This window comes from ANME-2 cluster archaeon (assembly GCA_019429385.1).
GTDB lineage: Archaea > Halobacteriota > Methanosarcinia > Methanosarcinales > Methanocomedenaceae > Methanocomedens_B.
In genome coordinates this window covers 22,528-44,405 of sequence record JAHYIS010000020.1, presented here as the reverse complement: position 1 = coordinate 44,405, position 21,878 = coordinate 22,528, and the positions used below count along the sequence as shown (strand labels likewise).

Annotated in this window: 25 protein-coding genes and 1 tRNA gene; 17 read left to right on the top strand and 9 right to left on the bottom strand. The window is 47.5% G+C overall.

Features of this window, described 5'->3' with window-relative positions:
* On the bottom strand, window positions 1-229 hold a 229-nt coding region (locus K0A89_08020), incomplete at its 3' end, for a DUF123 domain-containing protein (GenBank protein ID MBW6518433.1).
* Between the two features lie 53 nt (window positions 230-282).
* A complete protein-coding gene (locus tag K0A89_08015) occupies window positions 283-807 on the bottom strand; it encodes a hypothetical protein (protein MBW6518432.1) in 525 nt (174 codons plus the stop codon).
* 349 nt (window positions 808-1,156) lie between these two features.
* On the opposite strand from K0A89_08015, the gene K0A89_08010 reads away from it, so the two are divergent.
* The 14 genes from K0A89_08010 to K0A89_07945 all read left to right on the top strand — a co-directional run bounded on the left by K0A89_08010 (window position 1,157) and on the right by K0A89_07945 (window position 11,895).
* On the top strand, window positions 1,157-1,525 hold the full coding sequence (locus K0A89_08010) for a 50S ribosomal protein L18e (GenBank protein ID MBW6518431.1): 369 nt from the start codon (window positions 1,157-1,159) through the stop codon (window positions 1,523-1,525).
* A gap of 11 nt (window positions 1,526-1,536) precedes the next feature.
* Window positions 1,537-1,956, top strand: a complete 420-nt coding sequence (locus K0A89_08005) for a 50S ribosomal protein L13 (GenBank protein ID MBW6518430.1) — start codon at window positions 1,537-1,539, stop codon at window positions 1,954-1,956.
* Window positions 1,957-1,971: 15 nt separating this feature from the next.
* Window positions 1,972-2,376 (top strand): 30S ribosomal protein S9, encoded by a 405-nt coding sequence (locus tag K0A89_08000; protein ID MBW6518429.1) that lies wholly within the window; start codon window positions 1,972-1,974, stop codon window positions 2,374-2,376.
* 9 nt (window positions 2,377-2,385) lie between these two features.
* A complete protein-coding gene (locus K0A89_07995) occupies window positions 2,386-2,574 on the top strand; it encodes a DNA-directed RNA polymerase subunit N (GenBank protein ID MBW6518428.1) in 189 nt (62 codons plus the stop codon).
* A tRNA-Pro gene (locus K0A89_07990) sits at window positions 2,574-2,648 on the top strand. The genes K0A89_07995 and K0A89_07990 overlap by 1 nt, the downstream gene beginning before the upstream one ends.
* Window positions 2,649-2,851: 203 nt before the next feature.
* On the top strand, window positions 2,852-3,043 hold the full coding sequence (locus tag K0A89_07985) for a DNA-directed RNA polymerase subunit K (GenBank protein ID MBW6518427.1): 192 nt from the start codon (window positions 2,852-2,854) through the stop codon (window positions 3,041-3,043).
* Between the two features lie 35 nt (window positions 3,044-3,078).
* On the top strand, window positions 3,079-3,696 hold the full coding sequence (gene rpsB, locus K0A89_07980; GenBank protein ID MBW6518426.1) for a 30S ribosomal protein S2: 618 nt from the start codon (window positions 3,079-3,081) through the stop codon (window positions 3,694-3,696).
* Between the two features lie 41 nt (window positions 3,697-3,737).
* The gene (locus tag K0A89_07975; GenBank protein MBW6518425.1) at window positions 3,738-4,535 is read left to right on the top strand and encodes an MEMO1 family protein; all 798 of its coding nucleotides are present in this window, start codon (window positions 3,738-3,740) and stop codon (window positions 4,533-4,535) included.
* A 28-nt stretch (window positions 4,536-4,563) separates the two neighbouring features.
* Window positions 4,564-5,460: a mevalonate kinase gene (gene mvk / locus K0A89_07970; protein ID MBW6518424.1), complete on the top strand. Its 897-nt coding sequence runs from the start codon at window positions 4,564-4,566 to the stop codon at window positions 5,458-5,460.
* Window positions 5,457-6,230, top strand: coding sequence for an isopentenyl phosphate kinase family protein (locus K0A89_07965; GenBank protein MBW6518423.1), 774 nt, complete (start codon window positions 5,457-5,459; stop codon window positions 6,228-6,230). Before mvk ends, K0A89_07965 begins: the two co-directional genes overlap by 4 nt.
* A gap of 26 nt (window positions 6,231-6,256) precedes the next feature.
* Window positions 6,257-7,351, top strand: a complete 1,095-nt coding sequence (fni, locus tag K0A89_07960) for a type 2 isopentenyl-diphosphate Delta-isomerase (protein ID MBW6518422.1) — start codon at window positions 6,257-6,259, stop codon at window positions 7,349-7,351.
* Window positions 7,352-7,405: 54 nt separating this feature from the next.
* On the top strand, window positions 7,406-8,746 hold the full coding sequence (locus K0A89_07955) for an RNase J family beta-CASP ribonuclease (GenBank protein MBW6518421.1): 1,341 nt from the start codon (window positions 7,406-7,408) through the stop codon (window positions 8,744-8,746).
* A gap of 24 nt (window positions 8,747-8,770) precedes the next feature.
* Window positions 8,771-9,736: a polyprenyl synthetase family protein gene (locus tag K0A89_07950; GenBank protein MBW6518420.1), complete on the top strand. Its 966-nt coding sequence runs from the start codon at window positions 8,771-8,773 to the stop codon at window positions 9,734-9,736.
* A 35-nt stretch (window positions 9,737-9,771) separates the two neighbouring features.
* A complete protein-coding gene (locus tag K0A89_07945) occupies window positions 9,772-11,895 on the top strand; it encodes a DHH family phosphoesterase (GenBank protein MBW6518419.1) in 2,124 nt (707 codons plus the stop codon).
* Window positions 11,896-11,906: 11 nt separating this feature from the next.
* On the opposite strand, the gene K0A89_07940 is transcribed toward K0A89_07945, so the two are convergent.
* Window positions 11,907-13,181, bottom strand: a complete 1,275-nt coding sequence (locus K0A89_07940; GenBank protein ID MBW6518418.1) for an ATP-binding protein — start codon at window positions 13,179-13,181, stop codon at window positions 11,907-11,909.
* Between the two features lie 71 nt (window positions 13,182-13,252).
* Here K0A89_07940 and K0A89_07935 point away from each other — a divergent pair, with 71 nt between their 5' ends.
* Complete coding sequence (locus tag K0A89_07935; protein ID MBW6518417.1) at window positions 13,253-13,393, top strand: hypothetical protein; 141 nt, start codon at window positions 13,253-13,255, stop codon at window positions 13,391-13,393.
* Between the two features lie 38 nt (window positions 13,394-13,431).
* Window positions 13,432-13,779: a cupin domain-containing protein gene (locus tag K0A89_07930; protein MBW6518416.1), complete on the top strand. Its 348-nt coding sequence runs from the start codon at window positions 13,432-13,434 to the stop codon at window positions 13,777-13,779.
* 47 nt (window positions 13,780-13,826) lie between these two features.
* Here the strand turns inward: K0A89_07930 and K0A89_07925 are convergent, their stop codons facing one another.
* From K0A89_07925 to hypD, 5 genes are all read right to left on the bottom strand, one after another.
* Window positions 13,827-15,113, bottom strand: coding sequence for an ATP-binding protein (locus tag K0A89_07925; protein MBW6518415.1), 1,287 nt, complete (start codon window positions 15,111-15,113; stop codon window positions 13,827-13,829).
* A gap of 114 nt (window positions 15,114-15,227) precedes the next feature.
* Window positions 15,228-17,381: a hypothetical protein gene (locus K0A89_07920; GenBank protein ID MBW6518414.1), complete on the bottom strand. Its 2,154-nt coding sequence runs from the start codon at window positions 17,379-17,381 to the stop codon at window positions 15,228-15,230.
* Entirely contained in the window at window positions 17,365-17,619 is a 255-nt protein-coding gene (locus tag K0A89_07915; GenBank protein MBW6518413.1) for a hypothetical protein, read from the bottom strand. Before K0A89_07915 ends, K0A89_07920 begins: the two co-directional genes overlap by 17 nt.
* Complete coding sequence (locus tag K0A89_07910; GenBank protein MBW6518412.1) at window positions 17,620-18,351, bottom strand: hypothetical protein; 732 nt, start codon at window positions 18,349-18,351, stop codon at window positions 17,620-17,622. It lies immediately after the preceding gene.
* A 336-nt stretch (window positions 18,352-18,687) separates the two neighbouring features.
* Entirely contained in the window at window positions 18,688-19,287 is a 600-nt protein-coding gene (gene hypD, locus K0A89_07905; GenBank protein MBW6518411.1) for a hydrogenase formation protein HypD, read from the bottom strand.
* Between the two features lie 300 nt (window positions 19,288-19,587).
* Between hypD and K0A89_07900 the strand changes: the two genes are divergently transcribed.
* Window positions 19,588-21,381, top strand: coding sequence for a chloride channel protein (locus K0A89_07900; GenBank protein ID MBW6518410.1), 1,794 nt, complete (start codon window positions 19,588-19,590; stop codon window positions 21,379-21,381).
* Between the two features lie 19 nt (window positions 21,382-21,400).
* On the opposite strand, the gene K0A89_07895 is transcribed toward K0A89_07900, so the two are convergent.
* Window positions 21,401-21,808, bottom strand: coding sequence for a CBS domain-containing protein (locus K0A89_07895; GenBank protein MBW6518409.1), 408 nt, complete (start codon window positions 21,806-21,808; stop codon window positions 21,401-21,403).
* Between the last annotated feature and the right edge of the window lie 70 nt (window positions 21,809-21,878).

The window sequence follows — 21,878 nt, the reverse complement described above, 5'->3', positions numbered from 1 at the left end:
CAATATGCCAGTGTCGGGTAGAATTGTTGCCGGCTGCCACGCCCAGGTGTCGTATCACCCTGGCAAACCCGCCCGTACCCCTGGCAGAACCTGTGTATGAATAATGCCCTGCAGGAAAATACCTTGCTCCGAGTGCACCGACCGTTATGTCAGTATCGTAATCCAGTGCCAGGATAATGGAATATGTCCCTTTCCCTTCAGGTACATCAAAGGCACACTTATCTAACATACAGGGTAATTTTAATTCGTGGTTTGGTTAAATACGTACTCTGTTGAAAGGGCTTACAAAGATACTGTCAGTTCATTGCTTTGCAGGGGAACTGCAAGGTCACGTATCTTAAGCACAAGTTCGAACTGTACTGACTCGTTCGAGGCGAATCGTGCCGTTATCTCATCCCATTTTTCCTGCGTATCAGGTATGGCCAGGCTCAGAAACACTGACTCGCCGGGATTCAGGGTAACAGTATCCAGGGAATTTCCATCGTTATCAAGAAAAGCTATTCCATGAAGTTCAAATCCCTGGTGTACATCCATATCCACTGGCTTTAACCTTGAAAATTCGTACTGGATAGTACTGATCTCAATAGGATTAAAGTTCTCTACATCATGGTATTTTAGCACAAATAAAACCTTGTCCCCTTTTGAATATACCTGGTCATCAACTCTTACATCACCAGGGTCAGATACATACAGCTCGAACATGCTGACATCCGGATCTTGAGGACCTCGTTTTTCCAGACACCCGGCTGAAACAAGCACTAAAACAAGAGTTAATAGTATCAACAGGAAAGGTCTTTTATTTCGCATTACCTACACCTGATATTTTGATATGTATAAAAATTTTATCTTTTATTCATCCCTGAAGTTACCGGTATTTTTACACCAGTTAGAATGCACGTTGTGCAAAAATCCCATTCTCATCATAACAAATTATTTATATTGACAGGTAGAATGAAGGCCACGCATATATCAGAGCATACAGCATATTTTATGCAAAATGCATGTGAGATGCATACATACGTGTTAATGTGGTTTTCATTTCCAATTAACAAAACCGTAGGGATTACAACATCCTGTGGCACATGGGCATAGTTTGTCCGAACGCAGAAAGACTGTGTGAGTCAGGCCACCTCGCAGGTGGTCATACGGAGGAACAATAGTGAGTAAAAATATCAAAAAGACAAATCTGCGCGTATCAGGTCTGATCAATGACCTTAAAACCGCATCCCGTGAGAATGACGTGAAGATCTGGCGGGATATTGCACTGCGCCTGTCACGTCCGACCAGGAATTACTCTGAAGTTAACCTGAGCAAGATAAACAGGCATTCCAGTGAGGATGAGACTATCATAGTGCCGGGAAAAGTGCTGGCATCAGGTACCCTTGAACACAAGGTAAATGTAGTTGCGCTGGGTTTCAGTGGAACTGCAAAAGAAAAGATTGTAGAAAAAGGGGGCTTATGCCTCACTATAGAGCAACTGGTCAAGGAAAATCCAGGCGGCTCGAATGTTAGGATCATGCAGTGAGGTGTAATGAAATGACAGTTATTAATGCAGATGGGATGATACTGGGACGGCTTGCCAGTATCCTGGCAAAAAGATTGCTTGCAGGTGAAGAGATTCAAATAGTAAATGCCGAGAAGATCGTTATTTCCGGTGATAAGGTTACTACATTTACTGAATATAAACAGTCGGTAGACCGCGGAAACCGGGAATTCGGCCCGTATTACCCAAAGCGACCCGACCATATCGTAAAAAGGACCATCCGTGGCATGTTACCCTATAAGAGAGCACGGGGCAGGGATGCTATGGACAGACTCAAAACCTACATTGGAGTGCCTGAGGAACTGAGGCGTGAAGAGGCTGTATCCATTGAAGGTGCAAATATGAACCGGTTGAGTTCGGTAAAATATATCAGGCTTGGAGAGCTCAGCACGAAACTGGGAGCCAAATTATAATCTGGAGGAATATAAATGGTCAAGATTATCAATACATCCGGAAAGAAAAAGACCGCCATTGCCAGAGCTACAATTAAAGATGGCGTTGGCCGTGTAAGGATCAATAAAAAGCCTCTGGAAATATTCAAACCTGATCTGGTAAGGCTTAAGATGATGGAACCTATTACTTTAGCAGGGGACAAGATAACTTCAAAGATCGATATTGATGTAAATGTAAATGGCGGCGGTATAATGGGACAGGCAGATGCTGCCAGGACCGCAATCGGCAAAGGCCTTGTTGAATGGAGTGGTGACCTTGCACTGAAGGATACTATGCTCAGCTATGACAGGAACCTGCTGGTTAACGATTCAAGGCAGAAGGAAACGAAAAAGTTCGGCGGATCCGGTGCAAGGGCAAAGACCCAGAAATCATATAGATGAGTTAATACAATGATACCTGTACGATGTTTCACCTGTGGAAAGGTCATTTCCAGCCTTTGGGAAGATTTCGAGAAGCGTGTAGCTGAATTGGAAGAACCCGGTACGGTACTGGATGATCTGGGCGTTGAAAGATATTGCTGTCGCAGGATGCTGCTAACACACATCAAACTGCTGGATTCGTTTGCACCATACCAGTAGGGGTTGTAGGGTAGCCTGGACCATCCTGCGGCGTTCGGGACGCCGTAACCTGAGTTCAAATCTCAGCAACCCCACTCTACCCTTTCAATGAAACTCCTTAGGTGTTACTGGTAAAATCAAAATAATATCATGTATCGAATTGGAACCATTCCCGGAGGGACTCCGGGTGCACAAGTATTGAATGGAAATAGATTTTAGCTGTATCAATTTTAGCTGTATGTATTAATACTTGTTAGTCTGGCGGTCACAGGACCGTATTGTTTTTGAGGTGAAATTGTTGAATACTATTAAATTAACCCGTTATGAGCGTGCCCGAATTATCGGTGCACGGGCATTACAGATATCTATGGGAGCACCTGTACTTCTGGAAGATGATTCTGGCGAACCCATCGATATCGCATTCAGAGAATTGGAAATGGGTGTCATCCCTATCACAGTCAAAAGGTTGACCGACAAAAAAACAGCATAATAATAATAAATCATATTGATTCAAAGGTGAAGTGAATGGAAATTGAAAATGAAAGTGAAATAAAAGATGCAGGTTATGAATCCATCATCCCCCTGGACGAATTCCTGGCTGCAGGTATCCACATCGGAACCCAGCAAAAAACAAGTGATATGATGAAATTCGTCTACAGGGTCAGGACAGATGGACTTTACGTCCTGGATATTCAGGCTACCGACCAGAGGATACGGCTGGCTGCAGCATTGCTGGCAAAATATGACCCGACAAAGATATTGATAGTTTCTGCCAGGCAGTATGGCCACCATCCTGTTAAGATGCTTGCCAAAACCCTGGGTGCAAAAGCCATGATAGGCCGGTTCATACCAGGAACACTTACCAACCCTAATCTGGATATATTCTTTGAACCAGATGTTGTATTGGTAACAGACCCACATGGGGATAGCCAGCTGGTAAAAGAAGCAGTCAGTATAGGAATTCCGGTAATCGGTCTTTGTGATACGAATAACTCCACTTCAAACGTGGACCTGGTAATACCCACGAACAATAAAGGACGAAAAGCCCTTTCCCTGGTCTACTGGCTGCTGGCAAAGAAGATCACAGAGATCAAGGGTATTCAGTTCAACATGAGTCTGGAAGATTTTGAGACAGAAATTTAAATGAGAAAGTCCAATTTCCTATAGATAAGGTGGTGGAGTATGTGAGACGTTCGGCAGTAGCAGGCCAGTTCTATCCCGGCACACAAAAACAGTTGAAACGCGAACTGAATAGATGTTTTGCTGCAATTGTGGACCAGTCAAGGCAGGTGATAGGAGCCGTAGTGCCCCATGCAGGATATACGTATTCGGGACCTACAGCGGCCCATGTGTATGCTACCCTGCCACAGGCTGATACGTATGTGATCCTTGGTCCTAACCATACTGGTGTTGGCTCACTGGTGGCTGTCTCGCAGGAATCCTGGGAGACACCGCTGGGTGAAGTACCTGCAGATAAAGAGTTTGCAAAACAACTTGCCGGCGGTATAATCGATCTTGATGAGAACGCGCATAGGTATGAACATTCCATCGAAGTGCAGCTTCCATTTCTGCAGTACCGGTTTTCTCACCGGTTCGCGATAGTACCCATTTGCATGGGCATGCAGGATGAACAGACAGCCATGGAAGTCGGGGACCAGCTGGCACAGGTGATCAGGAACAGTAATAAAAAAGTGGTTATCATCGCATCAAGTGACTTCAGCCATTATGTACCTGATAACGTGGCCAGGGATACTGATAATTATCTTATTGAATCCGTACTTTCCCTGGATGTGGATGAATTCTATGCCCGGCTGGCTGAAAGGAATGCATCAGCATGCGGGTATGGCCCAATAACTGCCATGCTTGCAGCATCAGCACAACTTGGTGCGACCAGGGGAACCCTGCTTGATTATTCGACCAGCGGGGATGTTACCGGGGATCTCCTGGCAGTTGTGGGATATGCAGGCATAATTGTTGAATGATAATGATATTGGGGACATTGATATGACGATGACCACGTGTAGTGCACCGGGTAAAATATACTTCTTTGGCGAACATGCCGTAGTATATGGTGAGCCGGCCACAGCATGTGCCGTGGATATCCGCACAAAGGCAACAGTCCGTCCTGATACTGAACATATTATCCATTCCAGTATCGGAATTACCGGACTGGATATGCACAAGCATCCCTATGTAACCCGGTGTATCAGGGAAATGGAACCGTTCATTCCTGACGGGGTCAGGATAGATATATCATCCGAGCTTCCCGTTGGTTCAGGACTTGGCTCGTCGGCAGCGGTGACCATTGCGACCTTGCATGCTCTGAGCATCCAGTTCGATACCGGTCATTCACTCGACGATATCGCGTCAATAGGACATGATATCGAACGCGCGGTGCAGGGTGCAGCCAGTCCGGCCGATACGTTCGTATCCACCATGGGCGGCGTGGTCACCATACCTGCCAAAAAGCGGCTCAACCTGCCGGAATGCCCCATAGTTATTGGTTATACGGGCAGGTTCTCTTCCACCCGTGAACTGGTGGCGAGTGTGGGCGAACTCAGGAAAAGATATCCGCAGGTCATAGGACCGGTAATCAGTACCATTGGCAGGCTTTCTGGTGAAGGTGAAGCATTCATCGAGGGACGGGACTACCAGGCACTGGGACACCTCATGGATATCAATCACGGACTGCTGGACACTCTGGGTGTGGGTTCGCCTGAACTTTCAAATCTGGTATGGGCCAGCCGTCATGCAGGCGCGTGGGGCGCCAAGACCACAGGTGCGGGTGGAGGCGGGTGCATGGTTGCCATCACCGACCGGCCTGATGAAGTGGCTGCTGCTATAACATCTGCCGGTGGACAGGCTATGATCACCAGTGCAACTCCCTATGGAGTGAAAGTAGAATGAACCGTCCTGTCGTGCTAAAAATCGGCGGCAGTATTATTACTGACAAGTCCAGCGCCGTCCCGAAAGCGATACCCGGCACCATTGAGCGCATAGCCAGAGAAGTGGCCGCAACAGGTGCAGACAATCCCCTCATACTGGTACATGGCGCGGGTTCTTTCGGGCATCCTCTTGCCAGACAGTTCAAACTCATAGAACAATTCGACACCAAAGGATTGATCGAAACTCACCGGAGTGTCAAGACCCTCAACGCAATGGTCGTGGATGCTTTCGTTTCAGCCGGTGTACCGGCAGTACCTGTGCATCCGTTGAGCTGTACTATGCTCAGGGAAGGGCGTATCAGTGATATGCAGATTGCTCCCCTGAGGGAAATGCTGAATCGTGGCCTGGTACCTGTGCTGCATGGTGATGTAGCGATGGATTCAGTGCGAGGGGCTGACATTTTAAGCGGTGACCAGATAGTACCCTATATTGCCCGGAAAATGGGTGCCGGACTGATCGGTATAGGCAGCAACATTAATGGAGTGCTTGACAGTGAGGAGAAGAACATCCCTGAGGTCACGCCTGCCACATTTGACGGGATACGTAAATATATAGGCGGGTCATCACATACCGATGTTACCGGCGGTATGCTGGGCAAGGTGCAGGAACTGGTAGAACTGGCAGACAGATCAGGCATCAGCAGCAGGATATTTGATGCATCGGCAACCGGAAGTATTACCCGGTTCTTACAAGGGGAGACAATGGGCACACTTATACAAAAGAATAAGTGAATCTTTTACAATAATGGTATAGAAAAATGAGTACATCGAACCGAAAAGTAGAGCACCTTGACCTGTGTGCTAACCAGGATGTTGAAAGCCACAGGGACGAGCATAACCTGAAACGCACCGGATTTGATGATATCACAATGGTGCACAATGCCCTGCCCGGAATCAACATTCAGGACATTAACACTTCAACGCAACTGCTTGGATACAACCTGGCATTCCCGTTATTGATAGCCTCCATGACCGGAGGTCATCCTGAAACAAAACAGGTGAATGAATCCCTCGCAATTGCAGCACAGGAGTTGGGTATTGGTTTGGGTGTGGGCAGCCAGAGAGCTGCACTTGAAGACCCTGGCCTGGAAGATTCGTTCAGGGTGGTCAGGGACGCAGCACCGGATGCGTTCGTGTTCGGGAACCTGGGTGTTGCCCAGCTCAAGGAATATGGGGTAGAAGGTGTCAGGCAGGCGGTTGACATGATAGATGCCAATGCAATGGCCATACACCTGAACTTCCTGCAGGAAGCCATTCAGCCTGAAGGTAATACTGATGCAACAGAGGGACTGGAACTGATCGAAGAGGTTTGCAGAAAACTCAAGATACCGGTGATCGTGAAAGAGACGGGGGCAGGTATCAGTCGTGAAGTCGCCCAGAAACTGTGTAAAGCTGGTGTGTCTGCTATAGATGTGGGTGGCGTGGGAGGTACCAGCTGGGCAGGTGTCGAAGTTTACCGGGCGCGTAATAAGGATGAGCTCATGGGTGAACACCTGGGCAACCTGTTCTGGGACTGGGGTATTCCAACAGCAGTGAGCGTAATTGAAAGTAATTTATCCGTACCGGTGATAGCTACGGGCGGTATACGTACCGGCCTGGATATAGCTAAATCGCTCGCACTAGGAGCCAGTGCATGTGCGACTGCACTTCCACTGGTTAGACCTGCGATGAAAGGACCACAGGATGTCAGGACGAAATTAGAATATTTCCAGGCAGAATTGAAAGCTGCCATGTTCCTGACAGGTAGTGCGACAGTTGCAGACCTTGTGCGTGCACAGCTTGTGATAACCGGAAGGACGGGAGAATATCTTAAAGAGCGAGGATTTGATACATCCCGCTTTGCACGGCGTTAGAAAATAACAAGAGAAAATGAAAAGATTATACGTATATCAGGAGAAAGGATTTTTATGACAGAAATAGGCATTACAGCGGTAGGCGGCTACAATGAAATGGGTCGCAACATGACCGCGATACGAGTGGGTGAAGAGATAATCATTATGGATATGGGACTTCGTCTTGACAGGGTCCAGATACATGAAGATGTGGAACTTGACAAGAAAAATTCCCGTGACCTTATCAATATGGGTGTAATACCCGATGACATGGTGATGAAACAGATAGGAGGAAAAGTAAAGGCTATCGTGTGCACACACGGGCACCTGGACCATATTGGTGCTATCCCTAAACTGGCGCACAGGTATGATGCACCTATCCTGTCCACACCATATACGACAGAGCTCATCAGGCAACAGATAAGTAATGAAAAGAAATATCTGGTCAAGAACAAGGTTGAAAGCCTTCCTACTGGCCAGATATATGAAGTGAGCCCCCAGGTATCGATCGAGCTTATACGGGTACAGCATAGTATCATTGACGCGGCCTTTGCCGCCATCCACACACCTGAGGGTATTATTCTGTATGCTAATGATTTCAAGATAGACCGTACACCAACTATTGGCGAGGCTCCTGATTTTGAACGGCTGCGGCAGATAGGGAAAGAAGGTGTAAGCCTGATGATAACGGAAAGTACCAATTCTGACCGTAAGGGAAAGACCCCGTCTGAGAAAATTGCAGCGGATATGGTATCTGATGTGCTGCTGGGTACTGAGGAAACAAAATCCGGAGTGATAGTCACTACATTCTCATCCCATATAGCCAGGATAAAGTCAATTATTGATTCCGCCGCTGAAATGGGGCGCATCCCTGTATTGCTGGGTCGTTCCATGGAAAAATATGTGGGCACTGCTGCGAAGATGGGGTTTTTGAAATTCCCTGAAAATCTTGAGATATACGGACACCGGAAGTCAATCGATAAGGCCCTGAAACGCATCAACGATGATGGGAAGGAGAAGTACCTGCCCATCGTCACAGGTCACCAGGGTGAACCTGGCTCAATACTGCCAAGGATAGCTTCAAAAGGGACTGATTATAAGATAGAAAGTGGTGATAAAGTAGTATTTTCTGCTAATGTGATACCCAATCCCCTGACACGGGCCAACCGTTATTCGCTTGAAACAAAACTTGGAATGAGTGGAGCACGAATTTATGAAAATGTCCATGTTTCAGGTCATGCGTACAAAGAAGACCACTGGGAGTTGCTAAGGTTGATAAATCCTGAACACGTGATACCTGCGCACGGATATATTGAGATGCATGGCAATTATATGGAAATGGCCGAAGATGCAGGATATGTTTTCGGCGAGAATGTACATATTATGCGAAACGGTGAAGAGATACTTATAGAATAATTTAACATTGGATAGAGGGATTCTATGGATTTGCTTGAAGAAATAAGAAAAAGAGGCTCAATGGTGGATGGGTCTATACAGAACCTGATGCCTATCGGAGAGCCTGATGAACTCTATCGTGCTATGCGATACCTTTTTGATGCAGGTGGAAAACGTTTAAGACCTGCGGCTCTCATCCTTTCCACGGAAGCTGTTGGCGGAAATCCGAAGGATGTTATTCCTGCAGCCACCGCTGTTGAACTGGTCCATAACTTCACCCTCATCCATGATGATATCATGGACCAGGATAGTCTCAGGCGGGGGATACCGGCAGTCCACATTAAATGGGGTCTGTCTGGTGCCATACTGGCAGGTGATACGCTGTATTCCAAGTCATTCCACATTCTCAGCCAGACCAGAGCTGATGCGGCCAGGATGGTCGAGTGCCTGACACTGATGTCCATCACCTGCACTGAAATATGCGAAGGACAGTGGACTGATATTAGTTTTGAGAAAAGGAATGATGTATCCGAAGCCGAATATATGGATATGGTGACGAAAAAGACTGCCATACTGTATGCGGCATCCTGCAAGATGGGGGCTATACTTGGAGGCGGTACACCTGAACAGGCACAGGCATTGTGGGATTTTGGACGTCTGACTGGTGTGGGTTTCCAGATATTTGATGATGTACTTGACCTGGTCACACCCGAAGATGTGCTGGGGAAGATCAGGGGAAGCGACATTATGGAAGGCAAGCAAACCCTGATAGCAGTCCATGCAAGGGACCATAATGTGAAACTTGATGTCTTTGGCAAGAGAGATGCTACCAGGGAGGAAATTGATGACGCCCTGGAGAAGTTAAAAGAATCAGGTTCGATTGACTATGTCCAGGACAAGGCCCTGAATTTTGTGGCTGAGGGGAAAGAAAAACTTGACATATTACCCGAAAGCGAGGCAAAGGATATCATGCTGGCACTTGCGGATTACATGATCGAGCGCAAATTCTGAATACCTGGTCTTATAATTTATTATTTTCAATAACCATGGCTGAACAATGCAAGGCTTGCGATGGCACAGGAATTACTGATGTTTCGCAGCAACAATGTCCTGGATGCAAGGGTTCTGGAAAACCCAAAACTATTGACCTGACCAGGATGACCGAGAAAGACCTGGGCAGCCTGCTCAAAGGTGGGTCCGTTTGCCACACGTGCGGCGGGTCCGGTACCGTTAGAGTGGAGACAAAATGCAAAGTCTGCGGCGGCCGGGGTGAGATGATAACCTGTCGTATATGCGGGCAGCCACTTGGCGGTGATATGAAAGGGGATATGTGTGCTTCGTGTGCCAAAAAACCGCTGGTCGGAAAATTGAGTCCTGCCTGTGATACCTCAGACCTTGAGGTCGATATGACGTATGAGGGGGTGGTGGACAGCCTTGCCAATTTCGGTGCCTTTGTGAACCTGAACTCCCGCACGCGTGGCCTTGCGCACCAGAAGCACCTGACCAGGACCCCGGACGTGGGTGAGACTATCTTTGTACAGGTGAAGAACATTGCTTCAAACGGGAACATTGACCTTGTGCCGGTACTCCTCCCGGAGTACCAGATAATCGAGGTAGAGAAGGATATACCCCGCACCCAGATATCTGCTCTTAGAGGCCATATCAGTAAACTGGTGCATATTTCGGGTGAGGTCATCCAGATAAAGCAGACCGGCGGCCCGACCATATTCACGCTGGCTGATGAAACGGGTACGGTGCCATGTGCTGCGTTCGAAAAAGCAGGGCAGCGCTCGTATCCTGAAATTGAATCCGATATGATAGTTAAGGTTTTAGGTGAACTGAATACCCGGAACAATGAACTGCAGATTGAGATACGTGAAATAAGGCAGATGTGGGGTGCGGATTCGGCTGCTATCAGGGACGAGATAGAGAATGCGCTGGACACACGGTCTGAGCCTCATGATGTTGAATTCCTGGTTAAGAGCCCGATCCTTGAGGCGTTGAAGCCCAAGATGCGCCAGGTTGCCAAGGAAATACGCAAGGCAATATTCCATTCAAGGCCTATCGTGCTACGCCACCATGCCGATGCTGATGGTATCACTTCAGCCATTGCTATTGAGAAAGCGGTGCTACCACTCATAAATGAGGTCGGCGGGACTGATGCAGGATATCATTTTTACCGGCGCTCACCCAGCAAGGCACCGTTCTACGAGATGGTGGATATTACCAGGGATATATCGTTCGCACTGGATGATAATGCAAGACATGGCCAGAAAATGCCACTGGTCCTGTTGATGGATAATGGCTCTACTGAGGAGGATGTGCCCGCAATGCTACAGGCAAAGGTCTATGGTATGGATATGGTGGTTGTGGACCATCATCATCCCGATGACATTGTTGACCAGTACCTGCTGGCCCATGTGAACCCGGCCCATGCGGGCGGGGATTTCGGGATAACTACGGGCATGCTGGGTACCGAGATCGCCAGGATGATAAATCCTGAGGTGACAGAAGAGATACGCCACCTTCCTGCGGTTTCGGCTGTAGGCGACCGCTCGGAAGCACCGGAGGCTGCACAGTATATTGAACTGGTTGCGTCGCGATACCGTTTGAGCGATTTGAAGGATATGGCTCTGGCACTGGATTATGAAGCGTTCTGGTTGCGTTTCAGTGAAGGCAGGGGTATTACCTATGACATTTTAAATATGGGTAATCTGAAGCGGCATCGGGAATTGGTGCCTCTTTTGGTGAAGCAGGCTAACGATGCTATCAAGACCCAGCTGGAAGCATCGCTGCCATCGGTGAAATCACGGGAGTTGCCGAGCGGGGCACTCCTGCATGTTCTGGATGTGGAGAATTTTGCTCATAAGTTCACATTCCCGCCACCGGGTAAGACCAGTGGTGAGGTGCATGATACATTATGCCATAAGTATCCTGATAAGCCAATTGTCACGTTGGGGTACGGCCCGGATTTTGTTGTGCTTCGCAGCAGGGGTGTGCTTATGAACATCCCGCAAATGGTGCGGGAGTTGCATGAGGAGATACCCGAAGCCAGTATCAATGGTGGCGGGCACCTGGTTGTAGGCAGTATTAAGTTCGTTGGCGGATTGCGCAAGGAAGTGCTGGCGAAACTGGCTGAGAAGATAGGACGGGCTAAAACCGAATTTTGATGGATTTTGCATTAGTGAATAAGCCATTTCCACAAAGGTATGAATTTAATCATGCCGTCGGTATTCTCCAGGTCTTTTGTTAATAAAATCAATTCCTTGATCTTGGGAGAAAATTCGTCTGCGAATTCCAGCAGTACTTTAGTCTCCCTGTCATCAATTTCATCTGTATATGAAACATTTATGGCGGTCAATGAACTGTCCCTATCCTTTATGATAAAATCAATTTCGCCATTCTTTTTCCAGTAATATGGCTCTTTGCCTCTTCTTTTAAGCTCAAGGAATGCCAGGTTTTCGGCTAATCTGCCTTCATCTTTTGAAAACATGAACGATACGGCATTTCGTAGCCCATTGTCGATACAATAAACTTTGCGGGGATTTACCTGCTGTTTTTTTAGTGAATAGCTGAATATGGGAACCAGATATATCAGGTTGATATCTTCAAGATATGATAGGTATTCCAGCAATGTATCTTTTCCAACTGGGATTTCCTGTTTGATATTATTATAATAAGAATTTACACTAAAAGTCGTACCTATATTTGTTATTAAGAATTTAACAAGGCTTTTCAACAATGATGTATTCCTTATGGAAAATCTTTCAACAAGGTCCCTGTAGATAAACATTTCAAAATAGTTTTGAAGAATATCCTGTGTAAGTTCTTCAGCCTCCAGCACCACTTCAGGAAAACCACCACTATAAAGATATTTATTGAATAGTTGCTTAACCTTGAATCTCGCATTTGTATATTCAAAATCCTTGTTTAATGTGACCTGATTGAATTTTAAGAACTCTTCAAAACTTAACGGGAACAGGTAATATGAAAGAGTTCTACCCCTCAGGCTTGTTGCAATTTCTTTACTGAGCAATTTTGAGCTTGAACCAGTAATATACATCCTTGTATTTTTCTTATCGTACACCCTTCTTACGAACAATTCCCAGTTGTTGATATTCTGTATCTCATCAAAGAAAAGGTAAAGCATTTCGTCAGTATTTTCCGGATAAAGCTCATAATAAGCTTCTAATATCGAATTTAAATCTTTTACGTTTAATGGCAGGATCCTGTCATCTTCAAAGTTGATGTATACTATCCTGCTCGGGTTTATGCCGTTTTTAATCAGGTTATTTAGTAACTGATAAAAGTAAAATGTTTTTCCAACTCTTCTTGGGCCTATAAGGCTGATTATTTTTTGTGTTTCGGGTATTGAAAGGGTTCGATTATAAGTCTCAGGTAATCGTAATTCATGGAACTCTTTAATTATATATTTGAATAATTCTATTTTAGTCATAGTCTCGTATATAAGACTAAACATATATAAATTTGTACTTATATGAACGACCAATTTATGATTTATTTGACATGACAATCAAGACCGCTTATTGTATCTACCTTCTCCTGCCTGATAGGGACAGCATCAAATTCGTTGGCGGATTGCGCAAGGAAGTGCTGCCGAACCTGGCTGAGAAGATAGGGCGGGCTAAAGTAGAACACCAACCTTAAATAAATGTACTCTTATCAGATGTTCAGGAGTGGCTCCCATGAAGGACATTAATCTTGAACCAAGAACCCGCATACCTGCAGCAAAACCTCTCGACCTTGCCGATTCCGTAGAATACTCTGCAGATTCAGTGGTCAGCCGCACCCTTATCGAGAACAAGGCAGGTACTATCACCCTGTTCGCCTTTGATGCGGGCCAGGGGCTCAGCGAACATTCGGCCCCTTTTGATGCAGTGGTACTGGTACTGGATGGAGAGGTCGAACTTACTATCGGCGGCGAGAACGTAAATGCAACGTCCGGCCAGATGGTAGTAATGCCCGCGAATGTTCCTCATGCTCTGCAGGCAAAGCAGCAGTTCAAGATGTTGTTGACCATGCTCCGGGCATGAGCCTGATCAGTAAATCCATAACGCCTCTCTTACTATACTTACACAGGTTAGATATCAAGCAGCCATTTCCAGAGTGGATAATAAGTAATCTTCACTCCATTTCGTTCTACAATATCTTCAGTATCCTCTGTCAATATCAATGCGATATCAATTCCGAATTCTTCACATGCATGACAGAGTGATCGCTCTTCACGTTTGCGGGTCTTATCGTTTCTCACATCCCATGAAACCTGCAATAATACCTGTACATTCTGGCCTATCTTTTGCACAAAATCAACTTCATAGCCACCTTTGCTTTTCCAGTAATATACTTCATTGCTACGTCTTTTATGTTCAAGGAATACTGCATTCTCGGCAAGTTTGCCCAGGTCCGAGGTAATCCTGAACGATACGGCATTCCTGAGCCCTGTATCCACTGCATATGTCTTTTTATTTTGATTGAACTGGCTTTTGAGTTTATAGGAAAATACAGACAGATCATTTATCAGCAGTGATTCTTTGAGATATCCAATATATTTTTCGGCTGTTTCAAGTGCTATATGGGTCGCCTTTGCCACACTATTGAATGAGTACTCACGTGTTGAATTTGTGATCATTAACAGACAAATCTTCGCCGCAACTTCATAGGATGCACCGAACCTTGCCAGGATATCCCTTGCAATTATATCACCATAAAGAGATGTCAGTATCTTTTTTTGATTGAACTCATTCATCCCGATAGTTTCGGGAAAACCACCATCTTCAAGGTATTTTTTCTGGTAATATAGTATCTCTTTTCTCTTGTAGATTAGATATTCTGTTTCAAAATTTTCCCATCCATTTTTTTTCAGGTATTCACGAAAAGAGAACGGCATTATGTTAAATGTGATGTGTCTGCCTGACAACACACGGCCCAGATCTTGTGTAAGCAGACTTGATGATGACCCGGACAGGAATATCTGGCTGAATCGTTTTGTGTCATATAAGGTTCTTACCCAACGCTCCCAACCTTTTTTTTGCTGAATCTCATCAAGGAATATATGCGAGATTTCTAGATTGATCTTGTAGATGCTGCTAAATATATCATCAAGCGGTGCAGCATTTATTGCCGGGTCATCGAAATTCAGGAACACGATATGCTCTGGTGCCACGCCAATGTCCATCAGGTATGCTGCTGTCTGGTAGAGTACCGTGGTCTTACCCGAACGCCTGACCCCGATAACGTCTTTTATATGTGGTGCATCAAGGGATGTTATTATCGAATCTGTTACATCTCGTTTTATTCCTGTAAGATTCTGAGGCATCTTTTTTTCTGCCCACCAGGGATTCCACAAACGTATCGATTGTTCTAACATGTATGTTATGTTTATGTTATGAAGATATATATATGGTTCGACTGAGCTCGAGTATAATTACTATTTATAGTCACTTTAAATCGAGTATAATTAATAATTATATTCGACTCAAATCTAACAAAAATCCTCTACTCTCATCTGTGCACTACCCGTCACCACATCATCCAGCACATCCCTGTCATACCCGAAAGGCCGCAGTATGCTCTCTGCGGCCCTGAGTGTAATATCATAATACTTTTTTTTGTCATATGCCGTATCAGGGTCGATCAGTTCAGCAGCCTTCACCCTATTATAGAAATACCGTGACCTGTGGTCGGTGTGTATGTACTGTACAGCCTGTCCGGGCTGCACCTCCACGCCTTCTTCCCTTAACTGGTACAGGGCCGCGGCCTGGCTCCCTTTTTGCCGGTAATCTTCCAGCCTGTGCCTTGTATGGGTGGTGAACACCAGTTCTCCGGGGTCGGCATCGCCGCCTGTTATCTCGGCGGCATAGTGGCGCACCACATCCAGCACGCAGGGGATGGTATCGTACAGTTCATCCACAGTGTGGGCACATTTCATCTTTTCAAGGATATCCCGCTGTAACCGTCTGACAAATTCGGGCGTATCCCTGCGACGCAGTTCGATCCCCCTGACCTTCAGCTTTCCGTCCGTCATCAGGCCGAAGTACCGGTTCATGGCACCGGCACGGTTGTGGCGGTTGGACGGGAACACTATCCAGTGGTAGTGCCCCTTGAGTTCCAGGGGGATTCCCACGGTCCCGCTCACAAGGTCGCATAACTCCTGCGGATCGCCGCTGCCCCTGACCCACAGGCTGTCCACGATGCCGTGGAGTATCTCAAATCCCATACCCTGGGCGAGTTCCATGGTCTGGAGCAATATCTCCCTGGCATAGGCGGTGATGGATTCGTGGCACTCTATCCGCCCGAACCTGGCCTTGTTGAACCCCATGTAACCGAAACTGGTGACGAGCAGCCATTTCAGGACGTTTTGCATCATCCGGTGTTCTTCGCTGCCGCCTTCGGCCATTCTCTTGTAGGTCATGCGCCGCTCGATAAGGGGGCCGATGACCCTGGGTATCAACCCCAGACGCTGCTGGCAGATATTGTATCCGGTAAAGGGCACCTTTGCAGGCGAGTCAGGGCAGCAGTCGCACAGCACGGTCTCGGGAGAGATGTTCTTTGTGACCATGATGTGGGGGAACAGGCTGGTAAAGTCCATCTCAGCCGTATTTCCGTAGATGCCCACCCTGGGTTCCAGTATCAGCGCTCCCCTGTCCGCTCGCAGCAGTTCTTCTGCGGTCTTGAAGTTCTCTGACAGGTTGCGCCGCCAGGGAACCAGTACGCTGTCCTTGAGCGCACGGTCAACCTGCAGGGCTGTGACCGCGCTGCCGGGGCTGAGCCTGGATAATTGCTGGAGGGGGATACCCGTTATCCTGCCCAGGTCGATGAGGCCGCGCATCCCGCCTTCACGGACGATGAACGTCTGCTCGTCGATGTGCAGCCTGCCCCTGAGCGGGAAGCCGCCTGGTTTGTAGATGATGCGGCCATAGCTGAAATAAGACCTGCCTTTATTCTGCCGGGGCGGGTCGTCCTTTTCACGGCCCAGCCGGAGGGAGGCTCCCGCTTCCTGTGCCCTGTGGTACAGGTAAGGAAGCTGGAAACTGTCACCGCCGCGTGTCAGTATCACGTCCGGGTCTGTTTTTGCGACCAGGGAGGACAGGCCCTCTATGATATCGGCTTCAGGCATGCCTTCGAGGGTGTGCTCTCCAAGCTGTATCTCCTTTACCGGGTCACTGAAGCAGGGGTTCTTCACGGACCGCGGGGTAACGTTCAGGTGCATGGTGCGCAATTCAGGGTTCGTGTAGCTGGTGGTCTGCTGGTCGTCATCAAGGTGCAGGTGCCGGTCCAGCCGTGCCATCGGGAACAGGCCCCGCTCGAGCAGGAACTGCCGTGGGGGAGGCAGGTCCACGTTGTATGCTTTCCAGCCACGCTGCTCCAGCATGTCGGCCAGGCCAAATACGTCGCTCCAGTTATCCAGGGACAGGGACAGCACGTCCTGCGGCTCCTGACCCAGGGAGGTTATCTTCTGTTCGACCCTGACCTGCCGAACCTGGGGCAGGGTGGAGATAAGATGCCTGTTGCGGACAGGACATTCCAGGTATATGCGGGGATAATACCGCTGGTAGTGGGGTGTGCACCTGCCGGCGTGCATGATCCAGAGGATGATACATCCGTCCCGGTAATCGATATCAAGGAGATGGGGCATGGCTGTCCTCCTTCAGGCGGTCTATCTGTTTTTGCTGCTCGATAAGGATGGACAGCACAATGGTGTCCATGGGGTCCAGGGCTGCCGCCACTGCGGATGCGGAGGCGTGTTCACGCGCCATGTCCATGACACGGTCAAAGACCTCCTGGTCGGTCCGGCGCAGCGCCCTCCTGAAATTCCCGAGCTCCATGATGATACTGTCGAGCAGCATCCTGAAACTGGGCACGGTCCTGCCCATTCACACCACCGCCGTATAGGCGCCCAGTTGCATCTGGCCGGGCGGGACGGGCATGAATTCCAGCACGTCGTTCTCGTCCAGTATCCTGAGCAGTTTATGGTGCTGTACCACCCTGATGACCCTGCCGGCACGCTCCTCCACCAGCCTGGAGCCCCACCAGGTCCCACCATAGCTGGTAATGATGGTGGTCAGGCCGTGGGTGCGGGTGTATTCCTCCAGGTGCTCAAGTGCCTGTTCCAGCAGTTTTCGGGTGTGGACGCTGCCGAAGAGGTAGGGCAGGTATGCTACTGCCAGCATGCCCGGCTGCCATTTTACGAGTGCGTGCGGCAGCTGCTGGGTGAGCAGGTCGTTCATCTGGTATTCAGTGAAAGCACGGGCTACATGGGTCTTTGTCATAACGGTCTTGGTGTCTGCCTGCAGCACTTTTGCAATGCTTCGTAACGTGTACGGGTTGAAGCTGTTGCCCCCGTCCACGAAGACCACGTCCTGCTGCTGCAGCCCGGTGGTATGGGCACACAGGGAGAGCAGCAGGTCGGGCACGAAGCGCGAGGCCCCTTCCACCAGAATTATGGTGGAGGGTTTGAAGCTTCCGGGGTCAAGGCCACAGGCGAGAGGGGATGGTTCGTTCATCTCTATGGCACGCTCGAATATTGGATAATGACAGGGAGGGGATATTGGGGTAATAAGCCGAGCATAGAGCGGGGTGAAAGTATTCAGGGAATTCCTGGACATTCATACGGTACGCTTTACCATTTCTTTTTGACCGCAGGATATTCTGCCATAATATGGGGGCTGGGTGCTGGTGGTTGATGGGAGATAAATCTATTCATGGCTGTACCCCCTGGTTTGCCAGAACAACAGAAAAGCCCGTGACCGTATCCTCACCACGAGGGTGGGTGGTAAGATGGGGGCAGGCACAGAGAATAGCATCAATGCTTATCCTCGCTAAAAAATGGAGGCGAAGTAATCGTTCTCCTTAATTCTGCAAAATCACGACGAATCCAATCGCCTGGTTAAGATATGTCCCACATTTCAAAGAGAACCAAAAAACATATATAAAATAAATAATTACCATTGTAATTTGATGGGGATTGGTCTATGTGGAGTCATCCTGGTCATTGTTGAAACATGACCCGGGTCTAAGAATCCATCTATATGTACATCCCCTGAAGCAAGAATTTGCAGTGCCGGAGGTACCAATTTGTGGACAGAATAACAACATACTCCTCTCTCGAGTAGATATGTGGTCATAGGAGCCGTGGTCTCAAATCCGATTCCAAAAAAAACAATATCAGGATATTTTTCCTGTAATTTAATTACTTCAGACGTGGAATATATCTCAAATATCTTCCCGCCCTTAGCCCTTATATCATCAAGACTGCTGGTACTTCCCGGGACCTTAAGCATATCTCCGTACGTCGCAATGGGGATTCCGTTGAGTGCCAGTTCAACGACACAATCAATGTCATGTTGGGAACTTACACATACCGGACAACCAGGTCCTGAGATCAGTTTGACATTTCCAGGCAGTATTTCCCTTATACCATACTTCATGATCACGTTGGTATGCCCGCCGCATATTTCCATAATGGTGATATCCCTGGATATCTCTTTTGCGATAGTTATAATATTCGTGACATGTTCCTTGATAAGTTCCTTATCCTCCATTATTTCTCCAGAAATCATTTTAAGTTAAGTAACATTCAATCATAGATTAATTTTTGTGGTTCTCTTCAATAAAGAAATCCTGGATATCTTCCATTTGAACTAACATTAACCTTATTTATCATGGAGCACGAAATAGACCCAAAATTTAAAGAGGGTCAAAGACACGGGTACTGATACTATACTTGCATCATGGATTTTTCATCATTCACCTCAAAAACAATTATCAGTATCAGATAATTCCCATTTCACTATTTTTCGATTACTGGTTAGACCATTCTTCTCAGTTAGCAGGTGTTGAGGATGGATTTTGCTGACAAAATAAAAAAAATCATCATTGAACTCGATCTGAAAGAAGTCCAGAGATGGACATTGCTCAGCACACTGGTCGGTGTGGTTGGCGGGCTGGTTGCCGTGCTATTTTATTCAGGCCTTTACTATTCCACATATTACCTGCTGGGAGGTATTGGCGGATACTACCCAGCCTCACCCGGCGGCGATGTAGACCTGTTGAACGTTCCTCCTTCGGACCCTCACCGCTTGCTACTCATACTCCTGCCAATGGTTGGCGGCCTTATTGCAGGTTACCTGGTCTATCGCTTCGCCCCTGAAACAGAAGGTCACGGTACCGACTCGGTGATAGAAGCATACCACCAGAAGCGTGGCATAATACGCGCACGCGTACCATTCGTCAAAGCTGTTGCATCCATGATAACCATAGGTTCAGGAGGGAGTGCAGGCAGGGAAGGACCCATAGCCCAGATCAGCGCAGGCTTCGGCTCAGTACTTGCCACCAAGCTAAAACTGACTGACAGGGACCGGCGTATAATGATAATCTGTGGAATGGCTGCGGGTATCGGTAGTATATTCAAGGCACCCCTGGGCGGTGCGATCTTTGCGATCGAAGTATTTTACCGGCAGGGTTCGGAATCAGAGGGTATTGTGCCTGCCTTTATTTCGTCAACCGTTGCATACTCGATATACTGTTCCTTCTTTGGCTGGGGTTCCCTGTTCTCAATGCCGAATTACCATTTTACCCATCCTAACGAACTCATATTCTATGCCCTGCTGGGTATTGCAGCCGCAGCCGTAGGTATATTTTATATTCATATATTCTACGGAATGAGGGATTTCTTCAAAAGACTTGCCATACCCAAACATGTCAAGCCAGCAGTCGGCGGTTTCATGCTTGGTATGATGGCGTATTTCATACCCCAGAGCCTGGGAGTAGGATACGGGCTTATCCAGATGGCTATTGACCAGAAACTTGCCCTGGGACTGTTGTTGTTGCTCCTGCTCGCAAAGATCATTGCCACGTCATTCAGTATCAGTAGTGGTGGCAGTGGTGGTGTGTTCGGCCCCACCCTGGTAGTTGGTGCAATGCTGGGCGGTGTTTTAGGGGTTACCTTCCATACTCTGTTCCCTTCCATAGTGGTCGAATATTCTACCTTCGTACTTGTGGGGATGGCGGCACTGCTGGCCGGTGTTGCAAAAACACCCATTGCTGCAATAATCATGGTGTCAGAACTGACCGGGAATTATAACCTGCTGCCGCCTCTGATGCTGGCTTCAACACTTTCATACGTTATGTCAGGTAAATGGTCCATTTATGAAAAGCAGGTCCCTACCCGGATGGACTCTCCGGCCCACCGTCGCGAGATGACCATAGATGTACTGGAACTGGTCACGGTGAAAGATGTAATGAGCACCGACATTATTACCGTTAGCCCGGCTACGAAGGTACAGACCGTATTGAACCTCATACACAAATACCGCCATATAGGTTATCCCGTACTTGACAACCTGAAACTGGTAGGCATAGTCACCTTCGAGGATGCGGAAAAAGTACCTCTTGATGAACGGGATGTTGTACTGGTGGGAGATATTATGACCCGTTCACTGGTGGTAACATATGAAGATGAGAACCTTGAATACGCACTCCGCAAACTGCTTGAGAATAATATCGGTCGGTTACCTGTTGTGGAACGGGACGACCACACCAGGATGCTTGGCCTGTTGACCAAGTCAGATATTATCAGGGAACACGCCCAGCTAAGCTCAAAGTTCTGCCGGGTCCCACCTGCTGGCAGAAGGTAGTGACGTTATGATATATTTGTTACCTGGCGTGTGATATTGTTCTGACAATATCACTGGCACTTAATATCCCAATAGGGCGATTTGATGCGCCAACCCCTGATTCCGAAAGGACGATCAACCTGTGATAACCATGTTTCATCATCATCTCAGCCGCTACTTTTAATGACGTCGTGGGTTTAACAGACTGGACATAGTAATTCATGATCGACTCGGCTGGTTCATCCAGCAAAGATTCGTTATTTACCGTTTTTAGAATATCCATTTCTGAGATTACCCCCATAATCTCACCGGTATGGTCTACGACGGCTATACCGGACACGTGCTGATTTGACATAAGGTATGCCACTTCTTTTACAGGAATATCCATAGAAACGGTCATAACGCCTCTGGTCATAACATCTTTCAGTAATATATTTTCTAAATTCATTTTTGATCCACATCCATTTGTCAAATATTATTACCCCATACTAATTTAAGCACTCAATGGATATGAACCT

Bases quoted from the DNA above. Each gene is read 5' to 3' on its own strand.
- K0A89_07910 (MBW6518412.1), bottom strand. From the start codon at position 18,351: ATGTCCAGGAATTCCCTGAATACTTTCACCCCGCTCTATGCTCGGCTT.
- K0A89_07930 (MBW6518416.1), top strand. From the start codon at position 13,432: ATGAAGGACATTAATCTTGAACCAAGAACCCGCATACCTGCAGCAAAA.
- rpsB (MBW6518426.1), top strand. From the start codon at position 3,079: ATGGAAATTGAAAATGAAAGTGAAATAAAAGATGCAGGTTATGAATCC.
- fni (MBW6518422.1), top strand. From the start codon at position 6,257: ATGAGTACATCGAACCGAAAAGTAGAGCACCTTGACCTGTGTGCTAAC.
- K0A89_08015 (MBW6518432.1), bottom strand. From the start codon at position 807: ATGCGAAATAAAAGACCTTTCCTGTTGATACTATTAACTCTTGTTTTA.
- K0A89_07995 (MBW6518428.1), top strand. From the start codon at position 2,386: ATGATACCTGTACGATGTTTCACCTGTGGAAAGGTCATTTCCAGCCTT.
- K0A89_07915 (MBW6518413.1), bottom strand. From the start codon at position 17,619: ATGGGCAGGACCGTGCCCAGTTTCAGGATGCTGCTCGACAGTATCATC.
- K0A89_08005 (MBW6518430.1), top strand. From the start codon at position 1,537: ATGACAGTTATTAATGCAGATGGGATGATACTGGGACGGCTTGCCAGT.
- K0A89_07950 (MBW6518420.1), top strand. From the start codon at position 8,771: ATGGATTTGCTTGAAGAAATAAGAAAAAGAGGCTCAATGGTGGATGGG.
- K0A89_07955 (MBW6518421.1), top strand. From the start codon at position 7,406: ATGACAGAAATAGGCATTACAGCGGTAGGCGGCTACAATGAAATGGGT.
- K0A89_08000 (MBW6518429.1), top strand. From the start codon at position 1,972: ATGGTCAAGATTATCAATACATCCGGAAAGAAAAAGACCGCCATTGCC.
- K0A89_07920 (MBW6518414.1), bottom strand. From the start codon at position 17,381: ATGCCCCATCTCCTTGATATCGATTACCGGGACGGATGTATCATCCTC.
- K0A89_07965 (MBW6518423.1), top strand. From the start codon at position 5,457: ATGAACCGTCCTGTCGTGCTAAAAATCGGCGGCAGTATTATTACTGAC.
- K0A89_07925 (MBW6518415.1), bottom strand. From the start codon at position 15,113: ATGTTAGAACAATCGATACGTTTGTGGAATCCCTGGTGGGCAGAAAAA.
- K0A89_07900 (MBW6518410.1), top strand. From the start codon at position 19,588: ATGGATTTTGCTGACAAAATAAAAAAAATCATCATTGAACTCGATCTG.
- mvk (MBW6518424.1), top strand. From the start codon at position 4,564: ATGACCACGTGTAGTGCACCGGGTAAAATATACTTCTTTGGCGAACAT.
- hypD (MBW6518411.1), bottom strand. From the start codon at position 19,287: ATGGAGGATAAGGAACTTATCAAGGAACATGTCACGAATATTATAACT.
- K0A89_07940 (MBW6518418.1), bottom strand. From the start codon at position 13,181: ATGACTAAAATAGAATTATTCAAATATATAATTAAAGAGTTCCATGAA.
- K0A89_07945 (MBW6518419.1), top strand. From the start codon at position 9,772: ATGGCTGAACAATGCAAGGCTTGCGATGGCACAGGAATTACTGATGTT.
- K0A89_07895 (MBW6518409.1), bottom strand. From the start codon at position 21,808: ATGAATTTAGAAAATATATTACTGAAAGATGTTATGACCAGAGGCGTT.
- K0A89_07935 (MBW6518417.1), top strand. From the start codon at position 13,253: ATGACAATCAAGACCGCTTATTGTATCTACCTTCTCCTGCCTGATAGG.